Origin of the sequence: Bordetella genomosp. 2, assembly GCF_002261345.1 — a bacterium.
Taxonomy (GTDB): Bacteria; Pseudomonadota; Gammaproteobacteria; order Burkholderiales; family Burkholderiaceae_B; genus Bordetella_A.
Genome location: NZ_NEVT01000008.1, coordinates 208,528 through 226,515, shown reverse-complemented (window position 1 = coordinate 226,515; position 17,988 = coordinate 208,528). Strand labels below are relative to the sequence as shown.

At 70.2% G+C, this 17,988-nt stretch carries 14 protein-coding genes; 13 read left to right on the top strand and 1 reads right to left on the bottom strand.

Going from position 1 to position 17,988, the window contains the following annotated elements:
- Window positions 1–66 precede the first annotated feature (66 nt).
- From CAL24_RS19985 to tssH, 8 genes are read left to right on the top strand one after another with little or no spacing between them, the layout of a single operon-like run.
- A complete protein-coding gene (locus CAL24_RS19985; protein ID WP_028352760.1) occupies window positions 67–882 on the top strand; it encodes a type VI secretion system accessory protein TagJ in 816 nt (271 codons plus the stop codon).
- A complete protein-coding gene (gene tssE / locus CAL24_RS19980) occupies window positions 882–1,439 on the top strand; it encodes a type VI secretion system baseplate subunit TssE (RefSeq protein ID WP_028352759.1) in 558 nt (185 codons plus the stop codon). Before CAL24_RS19985 ends, tssE begins: the two co-directional genes overlap by 1 nt.
- Window positions 1,439–3,343, top strand: a complete 1,905-nt coding sequence (tssF, locus tag CAL24_RS19975) for a type VI secretion system baseplate subunit TssF (protein WP_028352758.1) — start codon at window positions 1,439–1,441, stop codon at window positions 3,341–3,343. The genes tssE and tssF overlap by 1 nt, the downstream gene beginning before the upstream one ends.
- A 33-nt stretch (window positions 3,344–3,376) precedes the next feature.
- Complete coding sequence (locus CAL24_RS19970; RefSeq protein ID WP_028352757.1) at window positions 3,377–4,036, top strand: DUF3540 domain-containing protein; 660 nt, start codon at window positions 3,377–3,379, stop codon at window positions 4,034–4,036.
- Window positions 4,037–4,038: 2 nt separating this feature from the next.
- Window positions 4,039–5,172 carry a type VI secretion system baseplate subunit TssG gene (gene tssG / locus CAL24_RS19965; RefSeq protein ID WP_028352756.1) on the top strand — a complete coding sequence of 378 codons (1,134 nt, stop codon included), beginning with the start codon at window positions 4,039–4,041 and terminating at the stop codon, window positions 5,170–5,172.
- Window positions 5,169–5,690 carry a DUF2778 domain-containing protein gene (locus tag CAL24_RS19960; RefSeq protein WP_028352755.1) on the top strand — a complete coding sequence of 174 codons (522 nt, stop codon included), beginning with the start codon at window positions 5,169–5,171 and terminating at the stop codon, window positions 5,688–5,690. Before tssG ends, CAL24_RS19960 begins: the two co-directional genes overlap by 4 nt.
- The gene (locus tag CAL24_RS19955) at window positions 5,680–6,066 is read left to right on the top strand and encodes a DUF2195 family protein (RefSeq protein WP_249278594.1); all 387 of its coding nucleotides are present in this window, start codon (window positions 5,680–5,682) and stop codon (window positions 6,064–6,066) included. The genes CAL24_RS19960 and CAL24_RS19955 overlap by 11 nt, the downstream gene beginning before the upstream one ends.
- A gap of 33 nt (window positions 6,067–6,099) precedes the next feature.
- Entirely contained in the window at window positions 6,100–8,778 is a 2,679-nt protein-coding gene (gene tssH / locus CAL24_RS19950) for a type VI secretion system ATPase TssH (protein ID WP_094807699.1), read from the top strand.
- 18 nt (window positions 8,779–8,796) lie between these two features.
- On the opposite strand, the gene CAL24_RS24385 is transcribed toward tssH, so the two are convergent.
- Window positions 8,797–10,116 (bottom strand): FHA domain-containing protein, encoded by a 1,320-nt coding sequence (locus CAL24_RS24385; protein ID WP_249278593.1) that lies wholly within the window; start codon window positions 10,114–10,116, stop codon window positions 8,797–8,799.
- A 229-nt stretch (window positions 10,117–10,345) separates the two neighbouring features.
- On the opposite strand from CAL24_RS24385, the gene tssJ reads away from it, so the two are divergent.
- The 5 genes from tssJ (at window position 10,346) to tagF (ending at window position 17,964) form a co-directional block, all read left to right on the top strand.
- Entirely contained in the window at window positions 10,346–10,891 is a 546-nt protein-coding gene (tssJ, locus tag CAL24_RS19940; protein ID WP_028352752.1) for a type VI secretion system lipoprotein TssJ, read from the top strand.
- Window positions 10,892–10,979: 88 nt separating this feature from the next.
- Entirely contained in the window at window positions 10,980–12,314 is a 1,335-nt protein-coding gene (gene tssK, locus CAL24_RS19935; protein WP_094807698.1) for a type VI secretion system baseplate subunit TssK, read from the top strand.
- 36 nt (window positions 12,315–12,350) lie between these two features.
- The gene (locus tag CAL24_RS19930; RefSeq protein WP_028352750.1) at window positions 12,351–13,634 is read left to right on the top strand and encodes a DotU family type VI secretion system protein; all 1,284 of its coding nucleotides are present in this window, start codon (window positions 12,351–12,353) and stop codon (window positions 13,632–13,634) included.
- Window positions 13,631–17,242, top strand: coding sequence for a type VI secretion system membrane subunit TssM (tssM, locus tag CAL24_RS19925; RefSeq protein ID WP_028352749.1), 3,612 nt, complete (start codon window positions 13,631–13,633; stop codon window positions 17,240–17,242). Before CAL24_RS19930 ends, tssM begins: the two co-directional genes overlap by 4 nt.
- An 11-nt stretch (window positions 17,243–17,253) precedes the next feature.
- Window positions 17,254–17,964, top strand: coding sequence for a type VI secretion system-associated protein TagF (gene tagF / locus CAL24_RS19920; protein WP_028352748.1), 711 nt, complete (start codon window positions 17,254–17,256; stop codon window positions 17,962–17,964).
- Window positions 17,965–17,988 lie beyond the last annotated feature (24 nt).

Genomic DNA, 17,988 nt, shown 5'->3' with positions numbered 1-17,988 from the left:
CTCCGGCCGGCGCGCGGCTTTCGGGCCGCGCGCCGGCTTCCCGTCTCTTTGCGCGGTGCCTAGTCCATGACCAAACCCGCTGTCGCGCTGCGCGAAAGCAGCTTGTCCCAACACCTGGAGACCGTCCAGGCGCAGATCCGCCGCCAGCCGGCCGACGCCGACCTGCGCGCGCAGCTGTTCCAGCTGATGGCCGTGCAGGGCGACTGGGCGCGCGCGTCCGAGCAGCTCGCGCTCTGCGCCCAATTGAATTCCCAGGCACAGCCCATGGCGGTGCTGTACGAGCAGGCCATCGTGGCCGAGCGGCAGCGCGAGGGCGTATTGGCCGGGCAGGGCGAGCCGGCCTATTTCGGCGCGCCGCCGGAATGGTTCGGCGACCTGCTGCAGGCGCTGCGCCGCGATGCCGATGCGCCGCAGGAAGCGGCCGACCTGCGCGCGCGCGCCTACGAGGCCGCGCAGGCGCGCGCCGGCCGCCTGGAATGCGCCGGCCAGGACGCCCCCGCGTCGTTCGACTGGATCAGCGACGGCGACAGTCGCCTGGGGCCGGTATTCGAAGTGATCGCGGGCGGCCGCTACGGCTGGCTGCCCTTCAGCGGCTTGCGCAGCGTGCGCCTGCTGGCGCCCGAGGGCCTGAGCGACATGGTGTGGGCGCAGGCCGAGATCGCGCTGGAGGACGGACGCACCCTGCATGGCCTGGTGCCGGCGCGCTATCCGGCGCCGCCCGGGCAGCGCCTGGCCGACCTGGCCGACGGCGTCAAACTGGGTCGCATGACTGACTGGCTGCCGCTTGCCGGCGACACCTATGCCGGGCTGGGCCAGAAAATGTGGATGACCGATAAAGGCGAGCACGCGCTGCTGGATGTGCGCGTGCTGGAGATGACCTGATGGGGCAGTTCGACGCGGCCCTTCGTCCCTGGGAACAGTTGCCGCGCAGCGAGCGGGTGGCGCGCGACCGCCTGCAGCCGTCGCTGCTCGACCGGCTGATGGACGACGATCCTTCCAGGCGCCAGGAGCCGCGCGAGGCGGCCATGCTGACGCATGCCGAGCTGCGCACGGCGGTGCTGCGCGACCTGCGCTGGCTGCTCAATACCGTCAACCTGCAGACCACGGATGACTTGTCGCCTTATCGCTATGTGCCCGACTCCACGCTGAACTTCGGCGTGCGGGCGATGGCCGGCAAGCGCATGTCGGAAATCGACTGGGTCGACGTCGAGGACTCGATCCGCAACGCCATCGCCTCGTTCGAGCCGCGCATCCTGGATTCGTCGGTGGAGGTCCGCTGCGTGACCGACACCGGCACGCTGGAACACCACAACGTGCTGAGCCTGGAGATCAAGGGCATGCTGTGGTGCGTGCCGCATCCGATGGAATTCCTGTTCCGCACCGATATCGACCTGGAAAGCGGCCACATGGACCTGCGCGACCTCGGAGGAGCGACCTGATGGACGCGCGCCTGCTCGACTATTACAACCGCGAGCTGGTGTACATGCGCGAGATGGGCGCGGAGTTCGCCCAGATGTACCCCAAGGTGGCCGGCCGGCTCGGCATGCACGGCACCGAGGTGGCCGACCCGTATGTCGAGCGCCTGCTCGAGGGTTTCAGTTTCCTGACCGCGCGCATCCACTTGAAGATGGACGCGGAATTCCCGCGCTTCTCGCAGCGGCTGCTGGAAGTGGTGTACCCCAATTACCTGGCGCCCACGCCGGCCATGGCGGTGGTGCAGTTGTCGCCCAGCATGAACGAGGGCACGCTGGCGCGCGGCTTCGACCTGCCGCGCGGCACGCTGCTGCGCGGCAGGCTGCCGCGCGGCGAGCAGACCCCGTGCGAATTCATGACCGGGCATGCCGTGCGCCTGTGGCCGCTGCGCGTGACCGAGGCCGAATTCACCGGCACGCCGCCCGACCTGCCATTGACCCGCCTGGGTTTCGGCGGCCGCAACGGCCGGGTGCTGAGCGCCCTGCGCATCCGCATCGAAGTGTGCGGCGGCGTGCGCCTGGAGGACATGGACCTGGACCAGCTGGTGTTCCACCTGGCCGGGCAGGACCTGCAGATGCAGCGGCTGCTGGAAGTGATCATGGGGCATACCGTGGCCGTGCTGGGCCACGACACCGCCCGCCCCGTCAGCTGGATCAACAAGCTGCCCGCCAGCGCGGTGCGGCATGAAGGCTTCGATGACGACCAGGCGCTGCTGCCGGCCGATTCGCGGGTGTTCCAGGGCTACCGGCTGCTGCAGGAGTATTTCGCCTTTCCGCGCCGCTACCTGTTCTTCAGCCTGAACGGCCTGAAGCAGGGATTGCGCACGCCGCCCCTGCCCGGGGCCGCGCGGCGCGAAACGCGCCGCTTCGACCTGACCCTGCTGTTCTCGACCGCCGCGCCCGAACTGGAGGGCGCCATCGCCGCCGAGCACCTGGCGCTGCACTGCGCGCCGGTGATCAACCTGTTCCCCAAGCGCGCCGACCGCATCGCCGTGACGCCGCGCACCAACGAATACCACTTGGTGGTGGACCGCACCCGTCCGCTGGACTATGAAGTCTTCGGCGTGACGCGCGTGCTGGGGCATGCGTCGGCGGAGCGGCCGGAGCAGGAGTTCCGGCCGTTCTACGGCACGCTGGGCGCCGACCCGGACGACTACGGCGCGTACTACTCGCTGCGTCGCGAGCCCCGCCTGCTGTCGGACCAGGCCCAGCGCAACGGCACGCGCACTGGCTATACGGGCAGCGAGGTGTTCGTGTCGCTGGTGGATCGCCATGAAGCGCCGTTTTCCGGCCAGTTGCGCCACCTGACGCTCGAGACCCTGTGCACCAACCGCGACCTGGCGATGCTGCTGCCGCTGGGCACCGACACCGACCTGACGTTGCGGGTATCGGCGCCGGTGGGCGCCATCAAGGTGCTGCACGGGCCGACGCGGCCGCACACGGCCCTGGCCGAGAACGCCGCCACCTGGCACCTGATCAGCCACCTGGGGCTCAATTACCTGAGCCTGATCGACCTGGACGCCGAGCAGGGGGCGCAGACCCTGCGCGAGATGCTGCACGTGTACGGCAACCTGGCCGATCCGGTGGTGCGCAAGCATATCTCCGGCGTGCGCCATGTGCTGGCCGAACCCATGCACCACCGCCTGCCGGTGCCGGGGCCGATCGTCTACGGCCGCGGCGTGCGCATCGGCCTGCAGGTCGACGAGGCGGCATTCTCGGGCATCAGCCCGTACTTGTTCGGCGCGGTCCTGGAGCAGTTCTTCGCGCGCCACGTATCCATCAACATGATGTCGGAGCTGGTGTTGTCCACGCTGCAGCGCGGCGAGATCGCCCGCTGGAAGCCCCGTATGGGAGCCCGGCCGGCCGTCTAGGCGGCCGGCCCATTAGATTGAAAGGAATGCGCCATGAAAACCGCCGCGGCGAAGCGCCAATACCCCGTTTATGACCCGGTCCACCTGATCGGCACCGTTACCCATCGCGACGAGGACGGCATTTTCACGGTCGATTGCGACGGCCGCACCTGGCATGCCCGCCAGGCCGCCAGCTGCCTGCTGGCGCCGCGGGAAGGCGACGAGGTGCTGATCAGCGGTCCCGACGCCGCGCGCGTGTACCTGATCGCCGTGACTCGGCAGGCCGATCCGCGCCAGGCCAGCCTGGAGACCGCCGGCGACATGGTGCTGCGCTCGCATAGCGGCAACGTGGCGCTGGAGGCCGCGGGCGCAGTGCGGCTGGCGGGGCGGGACGCGGTCCAGGTCGAGACCGGCGCGTTCAGGCTGCAGGCCACGGACGCGCATTTCGTCGCCGAGAAGGCCAAGTACACGGCCGCCGAGGTGAGCGCCACGGTGGGCGCCACGCGCCTGATCGGCAAGACCTACGAGGCGGTCATGGACCGCCTGTCGTTCCTGTCGCGCGTGACGTTCCGCGCCGCGGAGGAAGTCGAGCACGTGCGCGCCGGGTCGCTCGACTACCGGGCCGACAAGAGCGCCCGCCTGCACGCCTCGTACACCATGGTCACGGGCGAGAACCTGGTCAAAGTGGACGCCAAGCAGATCCACATGGGGTAGCCGTGGCCAGCGTCCTGACCGAAGCGGCCGATTCCGCGCCCGAGGCGGCCGCGGCGTCCGGGGACGCCCCGCGCCCCGCGGCGGGCACGCTGCCGCCGCAATTCTGGCGCGACCTGGAGCGCGAGCCCTACGCCTACGACCTGTTCAACGTGCTGCGCTGGATCGACGCGCGGGCCGGCGCGCGCGCGCCGCTGGGGCGCGACACGGTCGCGCGCAGCGAGCCCGTGCGGCTGCGCCAGGAGCCCTCGATGGCATTCGCGCCTTCGACCCTGGCGGCGGCGCGCGGCGCGCGCGACGGCCGGCCGCCGGAGCTGTCCATCTACAGCTTCGGCCTGTTCGGGCCGAATGGCCCGCTGCCGCTGCACCTGACCGAATACGCGCGCGAGCGCATCCACCACTACGGCGACCACACCCTGTCCGCGTTCGCCGATATCTTCCATCACCGGCTCATCCTGCTGTTCTACCGTGCCTGGGCGGATGCGCAAAGCACCGTGAGCCTGGACCGCAAGGAAGAGCGCTTCACGCGTTACATCGCCAGCCTGCTGCACATGGGCGTGCCGTCCATGCTGCGTCGCGACACGGTGATGGACCACGCCAAGTTCTTCATGGCCGGCCACCTGCTGCGCCAGACCCGCAATCCGGAAGGGCTGAAGCAGATCCTGCAGACGTTCTTCGCGCTGCCGGTGCGCATCCGCGAGTTCGTGCCGCAATGGATCCGCCTGCCGCCGTCGCAGCGCCTGGGGCTGGGCGGCAACCAGGCGCTCGGCCGCGACACCATCCTGGGCGCCGCCGTGCGCGACGCGCAGCACAAGTTCCGCATTGAGGTGGGGCCGCTGGCCGGCGACGACTACGCCAGTTTCCTGCCGGGCGGCAAGCGCGCGCGGCAACTGACGCACTGGGTGCGCGACTATATCGGCGTCGAGCTGGCCTGGGATGTGCGGCCGGTGCTCAGGCGGCAGGAGGTGCGCGGCGTCACGCTGGGCGGCCGCCAGCCGCTGGGGCTGGCGTCGTGGCTGGGCAAGCGCCGGCCGGAGCAGGGCGACGCCCGCGACCTGCTGCTCGACTACGAGGGCCGCGAGCGCGCGGCGCGGCGCAAGGTCTTATCGAATCCGCAACCACAGGGGGGGTACCCGTGAAGCACGACATGATCTACGACGGCCAGAGACTGAACTGGGCCGGCCATGGCAGTTTCCGCGCCACCAGCGGCCTGCCCGGCTTCCAGACGCCCGCCGAGTTCTGCACGCCGGAAAGCGGCCCCGTGCCGCCGGGCTACTACAAGGTATTCCTGGCCGACCAGGGCGTGGCGCAGGACGACGGCCGCGGCGCGTGCAACCTGAAGCCGGCCTGGGGCATCCAGTCGATCCCGCGCGGCGCGGACGCCGGCGACTGCGAAGAGTTCTGGGTCAACTGGGGTAGCAACCGCGCGCGCATGGAGCCGGCCGACGCGGCCACGCGCAACCGCTGCGCGCCGATCCGCGGCGGGTTCTACCTGCACGATTCCACCAAGGGCTACAGCCACGGCTGCATCGAAGTCGAGGGCCGCATCTTCCCGCTGCTGCGCACCTATGCGCGCGGCAACGGGCGCGCGACCATGATCATCAAGGTCGATTATGTGGGCGACCGTGCCACCAATGGAGGCACGCTTGTCGAATAATCCCCTGCGCCTGGCGGCCCTGCTGGCGGCCGCGCTGTGTGTCCCGGCGGCGCAGGCGGCCGGGCCGGTCACGGTCGAGAACGCGCTGGCGGCCTGCGTGGATGTCCGGCCCGGCCTGCGCAGCACGGCCGACGGCCAGTTGCTGCTGCGCGCCGACCTGCGGCTCAAGCAATCGATCGGCCGCTGCGGCTGCAAGTCGGCCATTGCCACGTATACCTCGCAGGCCGTGCTGGAAGGCGGCCACCGCAGTCTCCTGCAACGCGGCAGCCTGCGCGTGCGCGAGTCTGGCGCGCGCACGCTGACGCTGGCCAGCGACGCCGGCCTGGCGGGCGAGGGCGGCATCGTGCTGTCGCTGGGTTGCGCCGCGCCCGACTGATTCCATTTCCCATAAGCTCAACATAACAACGATATGTCCGACATTGGCCGCATCGATCTCTTCGGCAAGCTCGACCCGCTGCTCTACCAGGCGCTGGAAGGGGCCACCTCGTTCTGCAAGTTGCGGGGCAACCCCTATGTCGAGCTGGTGCACTGGATCCACCAGATCGTCCACACGCAGGACAGCGACCTGCATCGCATCGCCCGCCGCTTCGACCTGGACCTGGGGCGCCTGCAGGCGGACCTGACCGGCGCGCTGGACCAGTTGCCGCGCGGGGCCGGCTCGGTGTCCGACCTGTCCGAGCACATCGACCATGCGGTGGAGCGGGCCTGGGTGCTGGGTTCCCTGCGCTATGGCGCGGCGCGCATCCGCGGCGGGCACTTGATGGCCGGGCTGGTCAAGACGTACGCGCTGCGCAATGTGCTGCTGGGCATGTCGGACCAGTTCTCGCGCATCGTGCCGGACGTGCTGCTCGAGCAACTTGAAGATATCGTGCGGGGTTCGCCGGAAGACGCCACGGCGCAGCCGGCCGAGCCGGCCACGGCCGCCGGCGCGGCGCCGGGCGAAGGAGCGGGGGCCCTGGCCAAGTACGCGGTGGACTTGACCGCGCGGGCGCGCGCCGGCGAGATCGACCCGGTGTCGGGCCGCGACGAGGAAATCCGCCAGATCGTCGACATTCTCATGCGGCGGCGCCAGAACAATCCGCTGCTGGCCGGCGAGGCCGGCGTGGGCAAGACCGCCGTGGTCGAGGGGCTGGCCCTGCGCCTGGCCAGCGGCGACGTGCCGCCGCCGCTGCGCGATGTGTCGCTGTACCTGCTGGATATCGGCCTGCTGCAGGCCGGCGCGGGGGTGAAGGGCGAGTTCGAGCAGCGGCTGCGCGGCGTGATCGACGAAGTGCAGGCCAGCCCCAGCCCGATCGTGCTGTTCATCGACGAAATCCATACGCTGGTGGGCGCGGGCGGCGCGGCCGGCACCGGCGATGCGGCCAACCTGCTCAAGCCCGCGCTGGCGCGCGGCCAGTTGCGCACCATCGGCGCCACCACCTGGTCCGAGTACAAGAAATACATCGAGAAAGACCCCGCGCTGACGCGGCGCTTCCAGGTGGTGCAGATCCATGAGCCGGCCGAGCCGCGCGCCCTGGGCATGCTGCGCGGCCTGGCGGCCACGCTGGAAAGCCACCACCAGGTGCTGCTGCTGGACGAGGCCATCGCGGCCGCAGTGTCGCTGTCGCATCGCTACATTCCGGCCCGCCAGCTGCCCGACAAGGCCGTGGCGTTGCTGGATACCGCCTGCGCGCGGGTGGCCGTCAGCCAGCACGCCGTGCCGGCGGCGCTCGAGGACGCGCGCCGGCGCATCGAGGCGCTCGAAACCGAGCAGCGCATCGCCGCGCGCGAAGCCCGCCTGGGCGCGGCCGACGCAGCCCGCGTCGCGCGCCTGGAACAGGACCTGGCGCAGGCGCGCGCGCAGGAGCAGGACCTGGCCGCCCGCTGGGAGGCCGAGCGCGCCTTGGCGGCGCGGGTGTTCGAGTTGCGCCGCGCGCTCGACCAGGACGCCGCCGCCACGCCGGCCGCGCCCGCTACGCCCGGCGCCGGCGCGCCCGACGCGGCCGCCGCGCCGCCCGATCCGGCGCGGTTGCGCGCCGAGCTGGCCCAGGCGCAGGCCGAACTGGCGCAGCGCCAGGGCGAGCTCCCGCTCATCTACCCGGCGGTGGACGCCGCCGCCGTGGCATCGGTGGTGGCCGACTGGACCGGCATCCCGGTGGGCCGCATGGTGCGCGACGAGGCGCAGTCGGTGCTGCGCCTGGCCGACACGCTGGAGCAGCGCGTCATCGGCCAGCGGCATGGCCTGGAAGCCATCGCGCGCCGCATCCAGACCTCGCGGGCGCGCCTGACCGATCCCAACAAGCCGGTCGGCGTGTTCCTGCTGTGCGGCCCGAGCGGGGTCGGCAAGACCGAGACGGCGCTGGCGCTGGCCGAGGCGCTGTACGGCGGCGAGCAGAATCTCATCTCCATCAACATGAGCGAGTTCCAGGAGTCGCACACGGTATCGACCCTGAAGGGCGCGCCGCCCGGATACGTCGGCTACGGCGAGGGCGGGGTCCTGACCGAAGCGGTGCGGCGGCGCCCCTACAGCGTGGTGCTGCTCGACGAGGTCGAGAAGGCCCATGCCGACGTGCACGAGATCTTTTTCCAGGTGTTCGACAAAGGCTGGATGGAGGACGGCGAGGGGCGCTATATCGACTTCCGCAATACGGTCATCATCCTCACGTCCAACGTCGGCACCGACCTGATCGCCAGCCTGTGCCGCGACCCGCAGCTCATGCCCGACGCCGACGGCCTGGCCGCGGCCTTGCGCGAACCGCTGCTCAAGGCCTTCCCGGCCGCCCTGCTGGGCCGCCTGGTGGCGGTGCCGTACCTGCCGCTGTCGGACGAGATGCTGGCCCGCATCGTCGATTTGCAATTCGACCGCGTGCGCCGGCGCCTGCTCGACAACCACGGCATCGTCCTGACGGTCAGCCCGGCGGCGACGGCGCTGGTGGTGGCCCGCTGCACCGAGGTGGAATCGGGCGGGCGCATGGTGGACGCGATCCTGACCAATAGGGTGCTGCCGCAGATCAGCCGCGAATTGTTGACTGCGTCCATGGAAGGGCGCGCGGTGGCCGCCGTGACGCTGTCGGCGGACGGCGGCGAGTTCCAGTACCGCTACGAGTAGGCGGGCGCGCGCCGGCCGCTATTTGCGGCGCGGCGGCTGCGCGGGCCGCTCCGGCTCGTCGCTCGGCTTGACGTGCGCCGGCCGCAGGTAGCCGCCGTATTCGCGCAGGTGGTCGCGCGCGGCGCGGCCGTCGCCGGCTTCGTCGCGCGGCCGGTTCAGCGTGTCGCTGACCGGGTCCGAACGGTGCGGAGCCAGCGGGTCGTGCGCGGGCAGGGTGGAGGGCGTCTGGTCCGAGAATACGTTGTGCGCATCGTCGCTGTCGGGGGAAGCCAGCGCATCGAGCGGATCGCGCAGCGGGCCGGCTACGTTGGCGTCGCCGCGCGGCAGCTGGCGCAGCGGGTCCTCCGGATTGCGCGACTGGGCCGAGTCCAGGTCGAACGGGTGCGCCGAGACATCGGGCACGCTGCCCACCGGCAGCGTGCCGGGGCCGAACAGGTCGCTGAAGACGTCCGACGGGTCGGATTGCGGCGCGGCGGGTTCCGCGGCCAACGGCTCCATGTCGCCGAAGGGCGCATCGAGCGGACCCGGGGCGGCGGGCTGGACCGGCGGCCGCGCGGCGGCGCGGGACGTGGCCGGCGGCGCGTCGTCGTCGGATTCCAGGTCCAGCGACGGCAGGTCCGGCAGGTCCGGCAGGCGCGGCGCGGGCGGCTGGCGGTCGGCAGCGCCGCCGCTCGCCTGCGCGGGCGCCGCCGCGGTATCGAGATCGTCGTACGCGGCATCGCGCGCGCGCGGCGCGTCGTGGTGTTCCGGCCGCAGTTCGAGCGGCGGCAGGTCGGCGGCCGGCAGGTGCGCGGCGGGGATGTCCACCGGCGGCAGGCCGGCCGTGTCGGCGACCGGCGCTTGCGGCGCGGCGGCGGCCATGGCGGCCGGCGGCGCTTCGGGCGGCGCCGGGCGCGTGGCGGGCGGCGTCAGGTCGACATCGTCCAGCAGCGGGCTCTCCAGCAGGGGGTCGGGCTCGGCCAGCACGTCGGTTGGCGCGGCTGCCGCGGCTGCCGCGCCAACGGCGGCAATGGCCTCGGCCGGCGCCGCCGGGTCGTCGGCCCGCAGCCGGTAGGGGCCGATGGCGAGTTCGTCGCCGGGCGACAGGGGCACTTCCTGGTCGCGCGACACGGCGCGGCCGTTGATGCTGACCTGGCTCATGCCGCTCAGGTTGACCAGGTAGCAGGCATCGCCGCTGATGCGCACCGCGGCCTGGACGCGGCAGATGGCGCGTTCGGCGTCCGGCAGCGTCAGGTGGTTGTCGGCCGAGCGGCCCAGCGTGCCGCCGGGCGCGTGGAATATTGCCGATATCGGGGAAAAACCCGGATCGTCGTGGCGTTGAAGAACGGTTAGCTTCATGCGGAGAATCTCCGGTGCGCTGGCGCGCGATCGACAGGCGCGGACATCTCGATGATAGCCAGCCGTCATGACCGAACAGATGTCGGAGCGTTATGAAAATATATCGAAGCGCGGAAATCTTCCCCAAGTTCCGTAACAGTGGTAACTATTTCTGTATTTACACGACAGCTACTTGTTTTTCCCTTGTCATACACGCTTTCTCCATCATCCCAGGGGGCTGACCGCGCGTATGGTGTTCCGCAAGACTGCTACCGTTGCCCTGAGGGCGCTCTGCGCGGGAATCGCCGCGCTGGTGGTGCTGGCCGGCTGTTCGTCCACCGCGCGGCGCGTGCCGGTCCCCTACGCGATCGAACTGGCGGTCGACCCGAAGGTCAACCCCGACGCGAACGGGCGGCCCTCGCCGATCCAGGTCACCATCTACGAGCTCAGCTCGTCCAGCGGCTTCGAGTCGCGCGATTTCTTCTCGCTGCAGTCCGATCCGCAGGCCGCGCTGGGCAAGGAACTGCTCAACACCGACCAGGCCATCCTGCGGCCGGGGGAAACCAAGATCCTGCAGTACACGGGCAGCGCCGAGGCGCGCATGGTGGGCATCGTGGCCGCCTATCGCGAGCTCGAGAAAAGCCATTGGCGGCTGGTCGTGCCGCTGCCCGAGGCGCAGAACACCAATATCTACAAGATCTGGCAGTTCTCTCCGAACGAAGAGACCATCAAGGTTTCGGTGAAGGACAACGGGCTGGCGGTGACCGACCGGGAGCGTTCGTGGTGGCCATTCTAGGCCCCGCCCAGGCAAAGGAACCCCGCATCCCGTCGCACGCCCGCATGTGTCCGCAGTCCCCGCCCGCAACTTCATCGCAAGCATAGCCATGGCACAGAAGAGCAAGGTCATATGGTCAGAGGGGATGTTCCTGCGTCCCCAGCACTTTCAGCAGTTCGAACGCTATCTGGAAGGCGCGCTGCAACAGCGCGCCGGGGCCTTGCATGGGTTCTACTGGGGTTTCAGCCACCTGGCCATCGACCGCGACGCACTGGCGGTGGGCAAGCTGGTGCTGACCGAGGCCCGCGGCGTGCTGCCGGACGGCACGCCGTTCGATTTCTCGCATCCCGACGACGCGCCGGCCGCGCTCGACGTGCCCGAGCAGGCGCAGGACGTGCGGGTCATGCTGGCCCTGCCGCGGGTGCGGCCGGGCGCCACCGACGTGCAGTACGAAGACGAGCCCGATTCGCTGGCGCGCTACCTGGTACGGGAAGCCGAGGTCGAGGATTCCGGCTCGATGGGCCTGGAGCCGGCGCTGCTGCAGCTGGGGCGCCTGCGCCTGCGCCTGATGCTGGAAACCGACCTGGGCGAGGAGTGGCTGGGGCTGGGCGTCGTCCGGGTGGTCGAGCGCCGCGCCGACAATCGCGTCGTGCTCGACGACCGCTATATCGCGCCGTGGCTGGCGGCCGGCAGCCATCCGCTGCTGCTCGGCTTCACCCAGGAGCTGTACGGGCTGCTCAACGCGCGCAGCGAGGCGCTGGCCGCGCGCCTGTCCCAGCCCGGGCGCGGCGGGGTGTCCGAGGTCTCCGATTTCATGCTGCTCGAAACGGTCAACCGCTACATCGGCGCGCTCTGGCATGCCCGCCAGGCCGAGTGGCTGCATCCCGAGCGCCTGTTCCACGACTGGCTGATGCTGGCCTGCGACCTGTCCACCTATACAGCGGCCTCGCGCCGTCCCGAGGTGCTGCCGGAATACGCGCACGACGACCTGCAGGCGACTTTCGGCGCGCTGATGGACGAACTGCGCCGCTCGCTGTCGGCCGTGCTGGAACAGCACGCCCTGCAGATACCGCTGCAGGATCGCGGCCAGGGCGTGCGCGTGGCGCAGATCCCCGACCTGGAGCTGCTGCGCACCGCCGGCTTCGTGCTGGCCGTGCACGCCGACATGCCGTCGGATACGGTCCGTTCGCGCTTCCCCGCCCAGGTCAAGATCGGGCCGGTGGAGCGCATCCGCGACCTGGTGCACCTGCAGCTGCCGGGCGTGACCGTGCGCGCGTTGCCGGTGGCGCCGCGGCAGATTCCCTACAGCGCGGGCCACGTTTATTTCGAGCTCGACAAGGGCGGCGATTTCTGGAAACAGCTGGAGCGCACCGGCGCCCTGGCGCTGCACCTGGCCGGCGAGTTCCCCGGATTGTCCATGGAGTTCTGGGCTTTGCGCGATTAAGGGCCTGTCCATACTGAAAACGGCCCGGAGAGACTCATGCATGCTTCCGATACCGCCTTGCCCGGACCGCTGGGCGGGGGCATTCCCGAAGGCGCCGCGTCGGCCTCGAGCCGGCTCCGGCCGCACGAATACGTCATCAGCGGTTCCAACCCGCTGGTGGCGGCAGCCAACCCGCTGCTCGACCTCATCCCGCAGATCCGCGCGACCGTCTCGCACCCGTCGCCGGCCATGCTGCGCGAACACTTGCTCGACGAGATCCGGCAGTTCGAACTGCGCGCCCAGCAGGCCGGCATTCCCAACGAAACCATCCTGGGGGCGCGCTACTGCCTGTGCACGGCGCTGGACGAGGCGGCCGCGCTGACCCCCTGGGGCGGCAACGGCGTCTGGTCGGCGCACAGCCTGCTGGTGACTTTCCACAACGAGACCTGGGGCGGCGAGAAGTTCTTCCAGCTGCTGGCCAAGCTGTCGCAGAATCCCAGCCAGCACCTGGATCTGCTCGAGCTGCTGTACTACTGCCTGGTGCTGGGCTTCGAGGGCCGCTACCGGGTCGCCGACAACGGCCGGTCGCAGCTCGAGACCTTGCGCCAGCGGCTGTTGCGCATCCTGCGCGGCGCCCGCGGCGACTACCCGCGCGCCCTTTCGCCGCACTGGCAGGACGTGCCGGCCCAGACGCAACTGCGCCGCCTGCCGGTGCCGCTGTGGGTGTTCGGCGTGCTGGCCGGCGTATTGGCGCTGGCGGTCTACTGGGGCCTGGCGTGGCGCCTGAGCGGCCAGTCCGATGAGGTGTTCACGGCGGTCAGCGCCCTGAAGCCGCCCACCGTGCAGATCGCGCCGACGCGCCGGCCGGCGCCGTCGCCGCGCCTGGCGGTGTTCCTGGCGCCCGAGATCCGCGACGACCTGGTCACGGTGCGCGACGAGGTCGACCGCAGCGTGGTGGTGCTGCGCGGCGACGGCCTGTTCGAATCCGGCTCGGCCGATGTACGCGAACAGTACCTGCCCGTGCTGTCGCGGGTGGCCGACGCGCTGCGCGAGACCGAGGGCAACATCCTGGTGCGCGGCTACACCGACAACATTCCCATGCGCGGCGCGCGCTACCCGTCGAACTGGCACCTGTCGCAGGCGCGCGCCGACGCGGTCAAGGAACTGCTGGAGGGCCGCCTGGACAACCCGAGCCGGGTGCGCGCGGAAGGGCGCGGCGACGCCGATCCGGTGGCGCCCAACGATACGGCGGCCGGCCGTTCGCGCAACCGCCGCGTCGAAATCACGCTGATGGTGCCGCCGGTGCCCAGGGCAGAGACGGTCGAGGGTGCGCAGCAATGATCCACAACGTATTTGGTTTTCTGTTCAGCCGGGGGTTGTGGAACTTCCTGGGCCTGGTCGCGCTGGCGCTGCTGATCTGGATCGCGGGGCCGCTGCTGGCCATCGGCACCACGCGGCCGCTGGAAAGCGAGACCACGCGCATCATCGTCATCGTGGCGCTGTTCGCGCTGTGGCTGCTGCGCATCATCTGGCGCAAGTGGCGCGAGGGCCGGCTCAACGCGCAGTTGCTCGGGCAACTGCGCAAGCCGGCGGCCAAGAAAAAGGTCGAGCCCGAACCCGGCAACCCGGAGATCCGCCAGCTGGAAGAGCGCTTCAATGAAGCGGTCGAACTGCTGCGCAAGACCCGTTTCGAAGGCGGCAAGCGGCGCCTGTCGCTCGACCGCTTCTCCAAGCAGTACTTGTACCAGCTGCCGTGGTACGTGATCATCGGGGCGCCGGGCGCGGGCAAGACCACCGCCCTGGTGAACTCCGGGCTGAATTTCCCGCTGGCCGACCGCTTCGGCAAGGTGGCGCTGCGCGGCGTCGGCGGCACGCGCAATTGCGACTGGTGGTTCACTGACGACGCGGTGCTGCTGGACACGGCCGGCCGCTATACCACGCACGAAAGCGACGCCACCGGCGACGAAGAGGAATGGAAGGGCTTCCTGCGCCTGCTCTCGAAGTACCGCGGCCGCCAGCCCATCAACGGCGCCATGCTGACCATCAGCGTGGAGGACCTGCTGGCGGCCTCGGATGCCGAGCGCGTGCAGCACGCCGCGGTGCTGCGCCGGCGCCTGCAGGAACTGCGCGAGCAGCTGGGCATCCAGTTCCCGGTCTATGTGCTGGTGACCAAGGCCGACCTGCTGTCCGGGTTCGAAGAGTACTTCGCCTCGTTCAACCGCGAGGACCTGTCGCAGGTGTGGGGTTTCACGCTGCCGTACACGCGCACGCAGGAGGCCGATTTCGACCTGTACGAGGCCTTCCACGCCGAGTACCGGCTGCTGCAGCGGCGCCTGGACGACGCGCTGCCGGAAGTGCTGGCGGCCGAGACCGACCCGTCGCGGCGCGCGCTGGCCTATATGCTGCCGCAGCAGTTCGCCGGCCTGCAGGCCGTGCTGGGCCATTTCCTGAGCGACGTGTTCGCCACCTCGAAGTTCGAGGCCCGGCTGGTGCCGCGCGGGGTGTACTTCACCAGCGGCACCCAGGGCGGCGAGACCTTCGACCAGGTGACCGGCCACCTCAAGCGCTATCTGCGCATCGACGGCGGGCCCGCCCCCGCGCCGACCGTACCGGGCGAAGGCGAGGGGCGCAGCTATTTCCTCAAGGGCCTGCTGCAGGACGTCATCTTCCGCGAAGCGGGCCTGGCCGGGCGCAACCTGCGCTGGGAGCGCCGCTATCGCCGCCTGCACTGGGCCGGCTACGGTCTGATCACGGTGTTGTTCGTGGCGCTGCTGGTCGGCTGGGCCATCAGTTACCGCAACAATGCCGCCTATGTCGATGAGGTGGCGCGCCGCGTGCCGACGGTCGAGAAGCTCGGCCGCGACATCAAGATCACGCGCGCCGGCGACGTGCTGGGCCTGATGCCGTTCCTGGACAGCCTGTGGTACTTGCCGCGCCACGCCAATTTCGAGCTGGACGAACCCCCCCTGACATACCAGCTGGGCCTGTACCAGGGCCGCAAGATGCAGTCGGCCGCGCAGGGCGTATACCGCGATACGCTCGAGGACGTGCTGCTGCCCCAGGTGGCGCGGCGCATCGAGACCGCCCTGCGCCAGGCCGCGCCCAACGACCTGGAGTTTTCCTACGAGGCGCTGCGGGCCTACCTGATGCTGTACGAGGCCGACCACTACGACGCCGAGTTCATGCATGCCTGGCTGCTGTCGGACATGCAGAAAACCTTGCCGGAAGGCTATACGCGCAGCCAGTACGAGCATATGTCGCTGCACCTGCGCAACCTGGTCCAGGGGCGCGTGCTGGCGTCGCCATTCCCCCGCGACGACGAACTGGTGACCGAGGCGCGCGACCGGCTGGCGCGTTTCACGCTGGCGCAGCGCGCCTACAGCCGCCTGCGCCGCATGCTGGCCAATAGCGAGCAGGCGCCGGAGCAGACCGCCATCACGCTGGGCGGGCCGCAGGCCAGCGCGGTGTTCGTGCGCAAGAGCGGCAAGCCCCTGACGCAGGGCATCCCTTCGCTGTACAGCTACAACGGCTACTGGAACGTCTTCAACAAGCGCGTGACCCAGGTGGCGGAACTGCTGCGGCAGGACGATGCCTGGGTGCTGAACATCGCCGCCCCCGGCGTGCTCGACCAGCGCGCGCAGCAGCAGTTGATCGTCGACATCAAGCGGCTGTACATGAACGACTACGTCGAGCAGTGGGACGCGTACCTCAACGACCTGGAACTGGCCCCCACCACTTCGCTGCTGCAGAACATCCAGATGGCGCGCACGCTGTCGGCGCCGGAATCGCCGCTGGTGCAGCTGGTGCAGGGCGTGGCGCGCGAGACCACGCTGCTGCGCGACACGGGCGACGCGCGGTCCCTGATGGACCAGGCGCGCGACCGCGTCAGCAGCACGCGCGAGGCGCTCGAGCAGATGTTCGGGCCCACCGGGCCCAGCGCGGCCGTGCGGGCCGACGCCTCGGATGAAAAGCTCGAGCGCATCGTCGACCTGCATTTCGAGCCGTACCGCCGCCTGGCGCACAGCGAGGCGCAGGGCTCGCCGCCCGCCATCACGGCAACCACCGGCCTCATCAACGAGCTCTACACCTACCTGACCGCCGCCGACGCCGCCCTGCGCAGCGCCAGCCCGGCCCCCGGCTCGGATGTCGTGACCAAGCTGCGCGCCGAGGCGGGCCGCCTGCCCGAGCCCTTGCGCGATCTGCTCAACACGCTGTCGGTCAAGGCGTCCGGCGAGATTTCCGACGCCACGCGCGCGCGCATGGGCGAGACGGTGTCGGCTACCATCGGGCTGTTCTGCCGCCAGTCCATTGCCGGGCGCTATCCGTTCGCCTCCGGCTCCTCGCGCGACGTGGCGCCCAACGACATGGCGCGGCTGTTCGGCCCCAACGGCATGATGGACGACTTCTTCCAGAAGCATCTCGCCACCCAGATCGACGTATCCGGGTCGCGCTGGCGCTTCAAGCCGGGCATCGACGGCAAGCAGGGCGACAAGGCCGGCTACCTGGACGCGTTCCAGCGCGCCGGAGTCATCCGCGACGTGTATTTCACGGCCGGCAACCCGCTGCCGTCGTACCGCGTGGCGATCCGCCCCATCGAGATGGACGCGCAGATCACCCAGTTCCTCATGGACGTGGACGGCCAGACGGTGCGCTACGCGCACGGCCCGCAGGTGGCCACCACGGTGCAGTGGCCCGGCCCGCGCGGCAGCAACCAGGCGCGCATCGAGCTGACGCCGCAGACCGGCGCGGCCGGCCTGTCGGCCTCGGGGCCGTGGGCCCTGAATCGCCTGCTGGACAAGGCGCAGTTGCGGCGCGGCCCGTCGCCGGAGGTGACGATCGCCACATTCGACATCAATGGCCGTAAAGTCGTGCTGGAGATCACGGCCAGCAGCGTGAAAAGTCCTTTCCATCTTGCCGAGATGCAGGGGTTCTCCTGCCCCGGCCGCTAGGGTGTTCAGCCATGGGACCAGACGACTCGAGGGGGCAACTGGGGTGGTACGGCAAGATTCCCGCCGCGGGCGACTTCATGCACCGGCGCCTGCCGCGCGACCTGATCGCCTGGTGGGACCGCTGGCTGCAGTACGGGCTGGCGGCGCTCAAGCAGGCGCCTGACGACAGCGCGGCGCGCAGTTTCGCGGCCGCACCGATCTGGAATTTCGCCATTCCCTCCGGCCCCAGCGGCAGCGTGGCACAGATGGGCTGCATCGCCCCCAGCCGCGACCGGGTCGGGCGCGGCTACCCGCTGTGCGTCATCATGGCCATTCCGGAAGACAAGTATCACAGCAGCATGCTCGATGGCGCCTCCGACTACTACCGGCAGATCGGCATCAGCATGCTGTCGGCGGTGCGGCACGGCTGCGCGGCCGAGCAGTTCGACCGCGAGCTGATGGAGATCCGCGTGCCCGGGCCCGTGCAGCCGGCCGAGCGTTCCAGCGGCAGCGACATCATGGACATCCTCAATGCGGGCCTGGAGGGCGACGCCGAGCCGGTGGCCAAGCGCACCCTGGCCGCCTGGCCCGACCTGCCGTTCTGCTTCAATCCCAGCTCGCACACCAGCTATTGGTGGACCAACCAGGTCGACGGCGCCGCGCTGCAAACCTATGTGCACGGCGGTTCGCTGAACGCCGCCCTGTTCACCCGACTGTTCGCGTCGCTGCCCGCCTGGAGCTAGTGGCGACGCAAGAGCCCCGGAGTC

Excerpts from the sequence above, each read along its gene's own strand:
- CAL24_RS19985 (WP_028352760.1), top strand. The coding sequence starts at position 67 with ATGACCAAACCCGCTGTCGCGCTGCGCGAAAGCAGCTTGTCCCAACAC.
- tssE (WP_028352759.1), top strand. The coding sequence starts at position 882 with ATGGGGCAGTTCGACGCGGCCCTTCGTCCCTGGGAACAGTTGCCGCGC.
- tssF (WP_028352758.1), top strand. The coding sequence starts at position 1,439 with ATGGACGCGCGCCTGCTCGACTATTACAACCGCGAGCTGGTGTACATG.
- CAL24_RS19970 (WP_028352757.1), top strand. The coding sequence starts at position 3,377 with ATGAAAACCGCCGCGGCGAAGCGCCAATACCCCGTTTATGACCCGGTC.
- tssH (WP_094807699.1), top strand. The coding sequence starts at position 6,100 with ATGTCCGACATTGGCCGCATCGATCTCTTCGGCAAGCTCGACCCGCTG.
- CAL24_RS24385 (WP_249278593.1), bottom strand. The coding sequence starts at position 10,116 with ATGAAGCTAACCGTTCTTCAACGCCACGACGATCCGGGTTTTTCCCCG.
- tssJ (WP_028352752.1), top strand. The coding sequence starts at position 10,346 with ATGGTGTTCCGCAAGACTGCTACCGTTGCCCTGAGGGCGCTCTGCGCG.
- tssK (WP_094807698.1), top strand. The coding sequence starts at position 10,980 with ATGGCACAGAAGAGCAAGGTCATATGGTCAGAGGGGATGTTCCTGCGT.
- CAL24_RS19930 (WP_028352750.1), top strand. The coding sequence starts at position 12,351 with ATGCATGCTTCCGATACCGCCTTGCCCGGACCGCTGGGCGGGGGCATT.
- tssM (WP_028352749.1), top strand. The coding sequence starts at position 13,631 with ATGATCCACAACGTATTTGGTTTTCTGTTCAGCCGGGGGTTGTGGAAC.
- tagF (WP_028352748.1), top strand. The coding sequence starts at position 17,254 with ATGGGACCAGACGACTCGAGGGGGCAACTGGGGTGGTACGGCAAGATT.